The following is a 13,246-nucleotide window of genomic DNA, read 5'->3' as shown; positions in this document are numbered from 1 at the left end:
TTCGGCTCCGCTCAGTGTGACAGACACAGCTACATGCCCTGTCACACTGAGCGGAGCCGAAGTGCAAGCACGACGCTCCTAACCATACGCTATCACAACCCAGTCGCCACAGTCACCCTCCCCCGCTCATTCATCAGTTCATTCCGAACTTTCAAATCCCGAAACAACCCAATCGGATCAAGCGATCCGCCGCTCATTCGCATGGATTCACGAACCAACGGACGAACGTCTGTTCTAAAAGCACTTTGCAGGATTTGCTGAGCAAGAACGACGTCGTTTTGCATTCTGGCTTGTTCCAGTTTGTTGCGGTCCACGAGCAATGCCTGTGCGTATGATATCAAAATGGCTTCAACCGATTGCAGCAGATCTTCCAACGGATCCTTTACATTATGGCTTGCGTCGATCATCCAGGCGTACGTGTCTGCTGCGCGGTTGGCGCGTTTCATGCCTTCTACCAGTTCTACAAAAATCAGGAACAACATATAAGGACGAATGCTGCCTACGGTCAGATCGTCGTCGCCATATTTGGAATCGTTGAAATGGAAACCTGCCAAACGGCCTTCCATCATGAGTGTGGCTACGATTTGTTCAATGTTCGCATTAGGCAAATGGTGTCCTAAGTCAACCAGGACATCTGCTTTTGGCCCTAATTTTTGGCAGAATAGCAGGGAACTGCCCCAATCCTGAATTACGGTCGAATAGAAGTTCGGCTCATAGGCTTTATATTCCACATAAACTTTCCAATCCGCAGGCAATGCGGCGTAAATTTCCTGTAAAGATTCCAACGTATTTTGAAATGCTTTTACAAAATTAGATTGTCCAGGAAAACACGATCCGTCTGAAAGCCAGATTGATAGCGCTTTCGATCCGAGGTCTTTGCCATATCTGATCACTTCAATGTTGTGCTCAACAGCCTGTTTCCTAACCGCAGGATCCACATGAGAAAGTGACCCAAACTTGTAGGAATGCGCCTGATCTTTCTGGTCCTGGAATGTATTGGAATTAACTGCATCAAACTTCAGATCGAGTGAATTTGCAAGGCTGATAATGGACTCTGCCTGCTGGGGAATATCCCACGGAATATGCAGCGAAATGGACCCGCTCGAACGATTCAATGCATGTAACAGACCGACATCCTCGACTTTCTCTTCCAGCGAACGCGGCTCTCCTCCGCCCGAAAAACGTCCAAAACGCGTCCCGCCCGTGCCTAGCGCCCAGCTTGGAATCGCAACCTGAAATGCTTTCAGAGCATTGATAATCTCATTTGAATTAATGTCCTGCTCGCCCAGCTGCTCGTTCAGGAAGTTGAACTGGCTGTTATGGCGCGACAATATGCTGTCGTTATGCTGGTCTATCTGATATTGGTCGATTTTCATTTTTGTCAAAATTTAAAAGACTTCCCAAGTTGTAACAACTTAGAAAGTCTGATTTAAAATTCTTGAAATGTAAGATTATTGTAAACATTTCCGCGACTTTAAAGTCGCGGGAATATTTCGTGTATTTGCTATCTTAGGAATGCTGCGGGAACACCGCCGTCTACGTTGATTACGTTTCCGGTGCTTTTGTTTAATAAGCCGCTTACAAAAATATAAACGCCGTTAGCGATGTCTTCTGTGTGAATTTCAGCATTCAAAACTGTTCTTTTTGCATAATAGGCAGGCAATTCGGCTACACTGATGCCATAAGCTTTCGCACGTCCTGCTGCCCAGCCGCTTTCCCATATTTTGCTTCCAGCAATTACAGCATCGGGATTCACGACATTGACACGGATTTTATCAGGTCCCAATTCTGCTGCCAAAAGGCGTGACATATGCTGCTGAGCCGCTTTTGCCGTTCCATAAGCCACATTGTTAGGGCCCGAAACGATTCCGTTTTTGCTGGCAATGTTAATGATATCACCGCCCAATCCCTGCTGACGCATGATAGCAACCGCTTCCTGTGAAACCAGGAACTGGCCTTTTACCAAAACATCCTGCAAAATATCCCAATCCTTAATGGTCGTTTCTGCCAAAGGTTTCGAAATAGACAAACCAGCACAGTTTACAATAATATCCACACCACCGTATTTCAATTTCGTGGTATGAAGCGCAGCTTTGATCTGATCCACTTCCAGCACATTTGCTATGGTAGTTGCAGAAAAGTCTTTGCCAAATTTCGCATCGAATTCCGCTTTGGTTTCTGCCAATGCTTTTTCATCAATATCTGAAATCACCACGCAGGCGCCTTCTTGCAATAATTTCAGAGCAATGGCTTTTCCAATTCCTCCCGAACCGCCCGTAACAACCGCAATCTTGCGTGATACGGACTTTTCTTTCGGCATGCGCTGCAATTTAGCTTCTTCCAGAAGCCAATATTCAATGTCAAATGCTTCTTGCTCAGGCAATGAGACGTAAGAAGAGATCGCTTCCGCACCTTTCATTACATTGATTGCATTGATATAGAACTCAGCCGCAACACGAGCCGTTTGCTTGTCCTTCGCAAAAGAGAACATGCCCACGCCTGGCAACAAGATAATGACCGGATTAGGGTCGCGGACCGCAGGGCTGTTATCATGCTTGCAACGGTCGTAGTATGCCTGGTAATCAACACGGTAAGCTTCAAACTGAGGACGGATCTGATCCAGGATTTCCTGGTCTGTTGCGCCGAGCTTTTCAAATGGAAAATCCAGAACCAACGGACGTATTTTCGTGCGAAGGAAGTGATCCGGGCAGCTCGTGCCCAATGGTGCCAGTTTATCCAGATCATGGCTGCCGATGAATTCAAGCACGCGCGCGTCATCCGTAAAATGACCGATCATGGCTTGCTGCTCAGAAGCCAGTCCGCGCAGATAAGGAGCCAGTTTGCCGGCTATTTCTGAGCGACGTGTTTCAGGCTCACTTTCTAGGCGCTGGCCTCCGAAAACCGGACGGCTTTTGCCATAATGCTCATTCAGATATTCCGAAGCTTTTTCAATTGTATCGAGCGTATTGATATAAGATTCGTAAGCCGTATCACCCCAGGTAAACAGGCCGTGACCGCCCAATACGATTCCGCGTATGCCCGGATTTTCTGCCAGTGCCTGTTCCAGTTTTAATCCAAGATCAAAACCGGGACGTTGCCAGGGCACCCACGCCAGTTCCCCGTTGAACAGTTCTCTGGTAATCGCCTCTCCTTCTTTGGACGCTGCAATGGCAATTAATGCATCCGGGTGCAGGTGATCAATGTGCTTAAAGGGCAATAAGCCGTGTAAAGGCGTATCTATGGAAGGCGCCTTGGATTTAAGATCGTAAATGCAATGGTTGAAAAGCTCCACCATTTCATCCTCAAATTCCAGTCCGCGGTAAATGTTTTTCAGATTGTGCAGGCGATCCTGATAAAGTCCAGCCAGGCCGCTTCTTGTTAAAGTGCCAATGTCGCCACCAGAACCTTTGATCCACATTACTTCAACCGGGTTACCGGTCAGCGGATCCTTTTCGATGGTTTTACAACTTGTGTTACCACCCGCGTAATTAGTAAGACGGAGGTCTGCACCCAACAAATTGGAACGGTACAAAAGAAGTGCTACCTGATCATCACCAAGCGAGGCCGCTTTGCTTTCATCCCATAAATAGCTAACATACCTGTACTGGCTTACATTAGAACTGCTCATATATTCTTAGTTGATTAATTATCATTTTTGAGGAAAGTGATTCCAATTTCTGAAAGGGCATCACTTCATGAATACTACTCTGTAACTGTCACAAGATTAGAAAACTTACCAATTCCCACCGTCCTGTTGTATCCTGCATGTAGAAATAAATTGAGAAATAATGGGAGATTAAGAAGTTGACCGAAAACAAGAATGGTCTGAACCATGCTTTCATAGTTCAGACCATTTTAAGAGCTTTTTACCTTACTTAATATGCGAATTAGTATAGACGCATTGAATCACGCCAATGCATCACTTCCAAACCAACCCCATATTCGCAAACATAAAAGCGTAAATATCCGCTTGCGTTTCTAATGCTTTTTTGGTGTTGCTGGCGCCGTGGCCGGAGTTGGTGTCGATGCGGATCAGTAATGGGTTATCGGATGATTTGCCGGCTTTGGCTTGGAGTTCAGCGGCGTATTTGAATGAATGTGCGGGCACCACGCGGTCGTCGTGATCAGCTGTGGTGATCATTGTTGCAGGATATTTGCCGCCTTCCTTAATGTTGTGCAACGGAGAATAAGCGTAAAGAACTTTGAATTCCTCGGCGTTATCGCTGCTGCCGTAGTCGGCGATCCAGTTCCAGCCAATGGTAAATTTGTGGAAACGGAGCATGTCCATTACTCCTACTGCCGGAAACGCAATTTTAAACAACTCAGGCCGCTGATTCATGACTGCTCCTACCAGCAATCCGCCGTTAGAACCACCCTGAATGGCCAGTTTCGAAGCAGAGGTATATTTTTCTTTGATCAAAAATTCAGCAGCAGCAATGAAATCGTCGAACACATTCTGCTTTTTAAGCTTCATCCCCTGCTCATGCCATTTCTCGCCGTATTCACTCCCTCCGCGCAAATTGGCCTGCACATAAATGCCGCCCTGGTCCAGAAAAGGAATGCGCGTAGGACTGAAAGCCGGGGTTAGGCTGATATTAAAACCGCCATATCCGTACAGGATCGTGGGATTGGAGCCGTCGCGTTTCATTCCTTTTTTGTAAGTAATGAACGCGGGGATCTTGGTGCCGTCTTTGCTGGGATAGAAAACCTGTTCAGTCTCATAATCTTCGGGCTTGAATGACACTTCAGGTTCGCGAAAAACAGCGCTCTTCTTGCTGGCAATGTCGTATTTGAAGATGGTAGGCGGGTAATTAAATGATGTATAGGTGTAAAAAACAAAGCTGTCCTCACGTTCACCGCCAAATCCGCTGGCTGTTCCCAAGCCGGGCAGCTTCACCTCATTTTCCAATGCACCGTCAATGCTATAAACATAAGCTCGGCTGCTGACGTCTTTGGAATAGGACGCAAATAACTTGTTACCTGCAAGTCCTGCACCTAGCAGAGGCTCGGGCTTTTCGGGGAGAACCGTTTTCCAGGATTTGGACGCCGCGACATAGCGCATAACCTTGCTGTTTGGCGCGTCTTCATTGGTTTCAATTAGAAAGTCGTCGCCAATGTTCTCAATCACACCATATTGAAAATCGGTGATCTCTTCTTTGATAGGCGTAAATTTCGTTTCTCCCTTTTTCAAAATCCACAAACCATTTCCATCCTTTCCTTTTCCGCGATCGCTTACGCTCAGCACGGCAAATTGCTCATCCTCAGTGGTTCCGATGGTGTGGAAACGTTGCGGGTTTGCCGGATCTTCGAATATGAGCTTGTCCTCGCTTTGTTTTGTTCCAATTTTGTGAAAATAAACCTGGTGATTTTCGTTTTTGGCGGCCAGCGCGCTGCCTTCCGGTTTTGGATAACGACTGTAATAAAAGCCATCGCCTTGCCATGCCGCGCCGGAGATTTTCACCCATTCTACCTTATCAGCAAGCATTGTGAGCGTTTTCATGTCCATCACCTGATATTCCTGCCAGTCGGAGCCGCCTTGCGAAAAGCCCAGAACAGCATGGTTCCCGTCTTTTGACAGGCTGAAAACAGTAAGTCTGGTGGTTCCGTCCGCGGAGAGTTTGTTGGGATCGATTACGGTTTCAGGCGCTCCATTTTCTCCTTTCTGGCGATACAGCACTGCTTGATTTTGCAGACCATCATTTTTATAAAAATAATAATAGTCTCCCTTTTTCCTCGGAGCCGAATATTTGGGATAATTGTAGGCCTTTTCCAGATCAAGAAAGATTTTCTTCTTGAAAGGGATTTTATCTAAATACTTGAATGTGACTTCATTCTGTGCCTTAACCCACTCGCCGGTTTCCTTTGAGCGGTCATCTTCCAGCCAGCGATAAGGATCAGAAACCTTGATTCCGTGATATTCATCGATGTGATCAACGCGGTTTGTAGATGGATAATCTAGCTTTTGAGCCAAACCATTGGTCAGCATGGAAGCGGCAATCGTACTCATTGCAATGTTTTTAAGATTAAAAAAATGTCGCATTATTTGATAACGTCTACTTCAAGTGAACTGGCTGCGCTGGCCTGATGATAAATAGTCTGCTTTGCGCTGATAAAATCGGATGCCTCAGCCTTGTAAATGTTTTCCACGTATTTCTGCGGATTGCGGTCGAAAAGCGGGAATGCTGTGCTTTGTACCTGGACCATAATGCGATGGCCCTTTTTGAATGTATGCAAAACATCCTGCAAGCGGAATTTAATGTCCGTCATTTTGCCGGCCACCAGTGCTTCCGGCTTTTCAAAACTGTTCCGGAATCTCGATCTCATGATTTCGCTTCGCACCATTTGCTGGTAACCCGCCAGAACGGTTGTTGGATTGGGTAGATATTCATGATTTTTTTCATCACCAGGATACACGTCGATTAGTTTTACAAAAAAATCGGCATCGGTTCCGGTGGTGCTGATCTTTAATAATGCTGTAATCTCACCTCCTAATGTAATGTCATTTTCCAGCACATCCGTTTGAAAAACAAGCACATCCGGTCGTGTGGAAGCGAAACGCTGGTCTTCCGACATATATTCAAATGGCGTAAAACCCGACATTTGCTTGTAATTGGCCGTATAGGGAACCGGTTTGGCCGGATCGCTCACATATTCACTCACCGATTTGGCTTGCGCGGGCTCTTTGAAATCCAGCTTACCACTTTCGTGGAAATATAGTTTGCGTTTTTCAACAGCCGCTACGGGCCATTTGTCAAATGTTTGCCAGGCTTTTTTACCTGTATCGAACATATAAGCCTCCGGCAAGCCCGTTTTCCCATCACCCGATTCTTTCAGGAAATGCTTGAAAAATTTCGCCTCAATGTTGTTTTGGTAAAAAGTGGCAATGCTATCGCCGAAATAAATGTCATTGTGCAATGTATGGCCGGTTTCCCTGCTCCATCTTCCATGCCCGAACGGTCCGACAACAATCGTATTATAAGTAGAAGGATTGTTTTTCTCAATCGTTTTGTAAGTGTTCAAAGGACCATAAAGATCTTCTGCATCAAACCAGCCGCCAACCGTCATGAAAGCATGCTTAATATTTTTCAAATGCGGCAGAATGTCTCTTTTTTGCCAGAACTCGTCCTTGTTAGGATGATTAACTGTTTCCTGCCAATAGAAATTTTTTGAATAATATTTATCAAAATTTTTGAGAGGGCCCATATTCAGGTTGAATGTGTAACCATCAGGCTTGGCTTCGAACATATCTCCCGCAAACCAGGAAGATGTCGTTGGCTTGGGCGGTTTAATCCCAAAAACCGGAAATGTGAGGTAATAACCTTGTGTGAATGCACCATTATGGTGAAAATCGTCAAAAAAGAAGTCGGCGATGGGCGCTTGCGGCGATGATGCCTTTAAGGCAGGGTGCTCGGAAAGTGCGCTCGCTGTGGTGTAAAATCCGGGATAGGAAATGCCCCACTGGCCTACCTTACCGTTGTTATCTGGAATGTTTTTGAGCAGCCATTCGATCGTGTCATAAGTGTCTGAGGCTTCGTCCACATCTGTTTTTCCTTTCTTCTGTGCAATGTGCGGCGTCATGTTGGTCCACTCGCCTTCGCTCATGTAGCGGCCGCGCACATCCTGGTATACGAAAATAAATTTATCACGCATTAATGCAGGACTCGGCCCAATCCTCGGCGGATAATTGTCCGGCCCGTAAGGCGCAACGCTGTAACATGTGCGCTGCATTAAGAACGGATATTTTTTTTCTGCAGATGCGTCTTTCGGACTGTAAACGATCGTGTGCAATTTCACGCCATCCCGAACCGCGATGTCATATTCGGCTTTGGTATAGTTTTCCCGGATGAATTTCTCATCCCCATTCTGCGCATTTGCAACAGTAATAACGAGCATCAGAACGACGCTTAGTAAAGTTTTAAGCATGGCTTTGGTTTATTTTCTTTTGTAAAAATTCAAAGTGACGCTGGCAGCATTGGATTTTTCACTGATTGTATAAAATCCTTTTCCATCGGCGTCCATACAAACGGCCTCTCCTTGCGGTTCCAGCGCGACCAGCAATTGCTTTGTAGCGGATTGAGTTAATGTTTGCCCCACAGATTCTCCCGCCTTTATTTTCCAATAATATACAGCAAGATAAGTTCTGATGAGGATTTCGCTGCCATCTTTGGAAATATTTCCAGCCGTAGCTAATCCTACGTCAGGCACTGTTCCCATTTTTTCAGCAACAATGGTTTGCGTTGTAGACTGGGGAAAGGCAAGCTTATAAATTCCGGTGTTCTGCCCTTCTTTTGATATAACAAAAAGGTCTTTGGTGGTCGGGTCCAGCATTAATGCCTCCGCGTCTCTGGTTCCGTCCGGATAACTGAATGTGATCTTTTCCAATTTTGTCTCGTCAAAATTCGCATTTGCATCACTCACTTCCGGAACCCTGTAAATCACACCAACCTGGCTTTTGGGCTCATTGTTGTTTCCAATATCACCGATGTAAAGATAATTAACACCTGCATTCGGACCGGGGCCAATCTCCACATCCTCCCAATCCCGGTTAGCAGCACCTGGAACCTTCATTTCCTTTATATTTTTCCCGTCTGCACTTAACAGATACAACGAGCTCGGCTGGCCTGAATCCTGATTGATCCAAAAATTTCCTGGCATGCTGTAACTCGGGACAATGCCGGATGCTTCGTCAATAATGCCGGGGGTAATTGCCACTTTCTGAGGCGTCATATCGAAATCGGCGGCGGTCGTAGGGTTTGTAGTGGGGTCGGTATCGCAGGAACAGTTCACACAAAAAATAATGGATGACAAAACCACTCCTGCTTGTCTGCTCAGCCTTTTATATAATTTCATAAAAAACACTTCATGTTAGATTTGCTAAAAATACGTACTTTTGCGGCATTTATTATCAGGCAGTTTCACTATATCAGTATTAAAAAAGTTATATGTTACGTACCCATACCTGTGGAGAGTTAAGCTTAGAACATGTAAATCAAGAAGTTGTATTGTGTGGCTGGGTTCAGCGTGTCCGTGATAAGGGCGGCATGATCTGGCTTGATTTGCGTGACCGCTACGGACTAACTCAGCTTCTTTTTGAAGAGGGAAAAACACAGGCTGATGTGCTTGAAATCGCGCGCTCATTGGGCCGCGAATTCGTTATTTCAGCAAAAGGCCAGGTAATTGAAAGGCTTTCTAAAAACGATAAAATTGCCACAGGCGCTATTGAAATCCGTGTTTCTGAGCTTAATATTCTGAATCCGGCCAAGTTGCCCCCTTTCCTTATTGAAGATGAAACGGATGGCGGCGATGATATCCGGATGAAATACAGATATCTGGATTTAAGAAGAAATAATGTTCGTAAAAATCTACAATTAAGGCATCAGGTTGCGCGTCATACACGTGCATATCTGGACGACCTGGACTTTATAGAAGTTGAAACACCCGTATTAATAAAATCCACACCGGAAGGCGCGCGTGATTTCGTCGTGCCGAGCCGCATGAACCCGGGTGAATTTTACGCATTGCCGCAATCTCCGCAAACATTCAAGCAATTGCTCATGGTAGCAGGTTTCGACCGTTACTATCAGATCGTTAAATGTTTCCGGGATGAGGATTTACGCGCTGACCGTCAGCCTGAATTTACGCAGATAGACTGTGAAATGTCGTTTGTGACGCAGGAAGACGTTTTAAATACATTTGAAGGACTTATCCGTAACCTGTTTGCAAAAGTAAAAGGACTGGACCTGCCAGAGGTTCCACGCATGACTTACGCGGATGCAATGCGCCTTTACGGCTCAGACAAGCCGGATATCCGGTTTGATATGCAGTTTGTTGAATTAAAAGGAGCTTTGCAGGATCTTACTTCGGGCAAAGGTTTCGGTGTTTTCGACGATGCCGAGTTGGTGGTGGGCATCTGCGCACCGGATAGCGCCGTATATACCCGCAAGCAGATGGACGAGCTGACGGACTGGTTGAAACGTCCGCAAATCGGAGCCAAAGGACTGATTTATGTTCGTTATAATACCGATGGTTCACTGAAATCGTCCGTTGACAAATTCTACGCCGAAGAGGATATTAAGAAATGGGCTGAGGCGTTTAATGCTAAGCCAGGAGACTTAATTTTGATCCTTTCAGGCGCAGCAGACAAAGCGAGGAAGCAATTGAATGAGCTTCGCCTTGAAATGGGAACGAGGCTGGGATTGAGAAAACCGGATGAATACAGAGCATTATGGGTGCTGGATTTCCCGCTTTTGGAATATGGAGAAGCTGAAAATCGCTGGTTTGCCATGCACCATCCTTTTACCAGTCCGAAGCCGGAGGATATTGCTTTACTGGACGGGAACTTAGGAGCAGTTCGGGCCAATGCATACGATATGGTAATCAATGGCGTTGAAGTTGGCGGAGGTTCTGTAAGGATTTTTGAAAAAGAGCTTCAAAAGCAAATGTTCGGAATTCTTGGCTTTACCGAGGAAGAGGCTCAGGAGCAGTTCGGATTTTTAATGAATGCATTTGAGTTCGGCGCTCCTCCCCACGCTGGGATTGCGTTTGGATTCGACCGTCTGTGTTCCATCTTTGGCGGAGCGGACTCTATCAGAGACTTCATCGCGTTTCCAAAGAATAATTCAGGGCGTGATGTGATGATTGATTCACCCTCTGTTATATCGGACGCACAATTGAAAGAATTGGCGATTAAAGTAGAATAGTGAAAATATTTATCGGATTAATATATTTTACCGGGGAATTTAGATATTGTAAGATTTCGTAGTTTTACTGCTTGCTTGGTCAAGCACCCGGATCAAATTAAGAAATGCGTACCGACGCGATTTAATATAATTAACACTGCATGCATTATTTATCTAAAACAGTTAACGCCATCCGGATAGCGTTTTTTATCCTACTGATAAGCACAGTCACTCAAGCCCAGGATCCAGTACCACAGACCCCGACCACTGTACCGGGGCAAACCACCCCGACACCATCAACCGGAGCGCCCGTTTCCAATTCGCAGGCTGTTGAATTCTATAACCAGGCCAAGCAGTCGGGAATGTCTGATATGGATATTGAAAAGGCAGCATTGCAACGCGGTTACACGCTGGACGATATCTCTGCCATGCGAAAACGCCTGGAACAGACTTCCAAAGACAACACAAAAAACGACCCTAACAGAGACCAGCTGGACGAAACCCGGGAGCAGGATGATCTGGATGAGTTGGAAGAAGAAACAAACAACGAAAGAGACACGACTGCTGCTGGCAGAGCGCGCGCAAGGAGATTGAACAGAACATTCGGCTCTTCATTTTTCAGAAGAAGTTCAACGACATTCGAGCCTAACCTGCGCATTCCAACCCCACGAAATTACATTTTAGGTCCTGACGATGAATTGATTGTAGATATTTACGGAAATTCAGTCGATAATTTCCGGATGAAGATCAGCCCGGAAGGAACGGTTAAAATGCTTAATCTGGCGCCCGTTTACGTCAATGGACTAACCATTGAACAGGCTAGCGAAAGAATTGTCAATAGGCTGAGACAGGCTTATTCAACATTAAACCGTCCCGGATCTGGCACCTATTCCACCATTACGCTTGGTAATGTTCGCAGTATCAGGGTAATGATCGCCGGTGAGGTTGTACGTCCCGGCACCTACACGGTATCTTCCCTATCCACCGCTTTCAATGCACTTTATGTATCAGGAGGACCAGGCAGAAACGGTTCTTACCGGAATATCGACATTATCAGAAATAACAAGATAATCCGTCAGATAGACCTCTACCGGTTTTTAATAGATGCGGATTTAAGGGACAACATTGCTTTGCAGGATCAGGATATCATTTTGATCCGCCCTTATGAAACACGGCTGGAACTGACCGGTGAGGTCAAGAAGAGCGGAATTTTTGAGGCCAAAGCAGGCGAAACTTTAAAAGACATTTTGAAATATGCAGGCGGTTTTACACCGGACGCATTTACACAGCTGATTCAATATCAGAGAAATACAGGCAATAACTTCGTAATTGGAAGCATTGACTCTGCCCAGGTGAACACATTCATCCCAAAAAACGGGGATATATATAATGTTAAAAGGATCCTGGAAGTTGTTGCTAACCAGATTGAAATTCGCGGTGCAGTAACGAGGCCAGGCGTATATCCACTGGACGAACGCACCAAAACGGTGAAAGATTTGATTACGATTTCACAAGGGATCAGTCCAAGAGCATTTCTTAACCGCGCACTGCTGGAAAGATCAAGCGGTGATTCACAAACGGGACTTGTTGCGATTGATTTGAGGAAACTGATGAACAATGAGATTCCGGATATAACCTTGCTTCCTGGTGATATCCTTACCATTAAGTCGGTGGAGGACCTTAAAGAATTTACTTTCCTGTCGGTTAAAGGATCGGTTATCAATCCGGGCGAATATTATTATTATAAAGATATCACGATTGCGGATTTGATATTCCAGGCAGGTGGTTATACAGAAGGTGGTATCCCATACCGCATTGAAGTTTCGCGCAGGGTTAAAAACGATACAACCGGGCTCCCGTCTGACCAGAATGTTCGCATTTTCACACTGGACGTTGCGGATAACCTGACATTGAACGAGCAGGATCAGAAGTTCACGCTTAATCCATATGACATCGTTCTGGTGCGGAAATCCCCCCGATATGAGACACAGAAAACGGTCACGATTTTCGGTCAGGTCAATTATCCCGGAACGTACACCATTCTGAACAACTTTGAGAAAATATCCGACTTGTTCCCGAAAGCGGGCGGCATGCGGAAAGAGGCGTATATAGAAGGAGCCAGATTTTATCGAAACCAGGAGTTAGTCGCGCTCGACCTGAAAGCGATCATTGAGAAGCCTTCTATTCCTGCTAACTTGCTGTTGGCGGATGGAGATACGATTTATATTCCTAAAAAATCGGAAATGGTGAGGATACAGGGAGGCGTTTATAATCCTTCACTGGTAAACTATGACCCAGGATTCAACTTCCAGGATTACATTTCCCAGGCCGGTGGATTTGCCGAAAGAGCCCGGAAAAACAGGGTTTATGTATCTTACCCCAATGGTAGGACGCACCGCACAAGTAAGTTCTTATTTTTCCGGTCCTATCCCAAAGTTCAGCCAGGATCGACTGTGACAATTCCGTTGAAGGAACCGAAGCTGGAACAGCCTATGTCGAGAGGAGAAAGACTCGCAATTATATCCTTATTTACCACTCTGGCGATTGCTTTAATCCGTATTCTTTAA

At 45.6% G+C, this 13,246-nt stretch carries 7 protein-coding genes; 2 read left to right on the top strand and 5 right to left on the bottom strand.

The features are described from left to right. Positions 1 to 92: 92 nt before the first annotated feature. The 5 genes from LZG74_RS04310 to LZG74_RS04290 all read right to left on the bottom strand — a co-directional run bounded on the left by LZG74_RS04310 (position 93) and on the right by LZG74_RS04290 (position 8,850). Positions 93 to 1,376, bottom strand: coding sequence for a TIM barrel protein (locus LZG74_RS04310; protein WP_233795369.1), 1,284 nt, complete (start codon positions 1,374 to 1,376; stop codon positions 93 to 95). 128 nt (positions 1,377 to 1,504) lie between these two features. After that, positions 1,505 to 3,628: a bifunctional aldolase/short-chain dehydrogenase gene (locus LZG74_RS04305; RefSeq protein ID WP_233795368.1), complete on the bottom strand. Its 2,124-nt coding sequence runs from the start codon at positions 3,626 to 3,628 to the stop codon at positions 1,505 to 1,507. Positions 3,629 to 3,919: 291 nt separating this feature from the next. Further along, entirely contained in the window at positions 3,920 to 6,007 is a 2,088-nt protein-coding gene (locus LZG74_RS04300) for a prolyl oligopeptidase family protein (protein ID WP_233795367.1), read from the bottom strand. Positions 6,008 to 6,039: 32 nt separating this feature from the next. Continuing rightward, the gene (locus LZG74_RS04295) at positions 6,040 to 7,923 is read right to left on the bottom strand and encodes a CocE/NonD family hydrolase (protein WP_233795366.1); all 1,884 of its coding nucleotides are present in this window, start codon (positions 7,921 to 7,923) and stop codon (positions 6,040 to 6,042) included. A 9-nt stretch (positions 7,924 to 7,932) separates the two neighbouring features. Then, entirely contained in the window at positions 7,933 to 8,850 is a 918-nt protein-coding gene (locus LZG74_RS04290; RefSeq protein WP_233795365.1) for a PE-PGRS family protein, read from the bottom strand. Positions 8,851 to 8,942: 92 nt separating this feature from the next. On the opposite strand from LZG74_RS04290, the gene aspS reads away from it, so the two are divergent. Beyond that, a complete protein-coding gene (aspS, locus tag LZG74_RS04285; RefSeq protein ID WP_233795364.1) occupies positions 8,943 to 10,700 on the top strand; it encodes an aspartate--tRNA ligase in 1,758 nt (585 codons plus the stop codon). A 140-nt stretch (positions 10,701 to 10,840) separates the two neighbouring features. Continuing rightward, positions 10,841 to 13,246, top strand: a complete 2,406-nt coding sequence (locus LZG74_RS04280) for an SLBB domain-containing protein (protein WP_233795363.1) — start codon at positions 10,841 to 10,843, stop codon at positions 13,244 to 13,246.

This window comes from Dyadobacter sp. CY327 (genome assembly GCF_021390415.1).
Taxonomy (GTDB): Bacteria; Bacteroidota; Bacteroidia; order Cytophagales; family Spirosomataceae; genus Dyadobacter; species Dyadobacter chenhuakuii.
The sequence above is the reverse complement of the archived record's forward strand: the minus strand, read 5'-3'. Positions and strand labels throughout refer to the sequence as shown.

Bases quoted from the DNA above. Each gene is read 5' to 3' on its own strand.
- LZG74_RS04295 (WP_233795366.1), bottom strand. From the start codon at position 7,923: ATGCTTAAAACTTTACTAAGCGTCGTTCTGATGCTCGTTATTACTGTT.
- LZG74_RS04310 (WP_233795369.1), bottom strand. From the start codon at position 1,376: ATGAAAATCGACCAATATCAGATAGACCAGCATAACGACAGCATATTG.
- aspS (WP_233795364.1), top strand. From the start codon at position 8,943: ATGTTACGTACCCATACCTGTGGAGAGTTAAGCTTAGAACATGTAAAT.
- LZG74_RS04305 (WP_233795368.1), bottom strand. From the start codon at position 3,628: ATGAGCAGTTCTAATGTAAGCCAGTACAGGTATGTTAGCTATTTATGG.
- LZG74_RS04290 (WP_233795365.1), bottom strand. From the start codon at position 8,850: ATGAAATTATATAAAAGGCTGAGCAGACAAGCAGGAGTGGTTTTGTCA.
- LZG74_RS04280 (WP_233795363.1), top strand. From the start codon at position 10,841: ATGCATTATTTATCTAAAACAGTTAACGCCATCCGGATAGCGTTTTTT.
- LZG74_RS04300 (WP_233795367.1), bottom strand. From the start codon at position 6,007: ATGAGTACGATTGCCGCTTCCATGCTGACCAATGGTTTGGCTCAAAAG.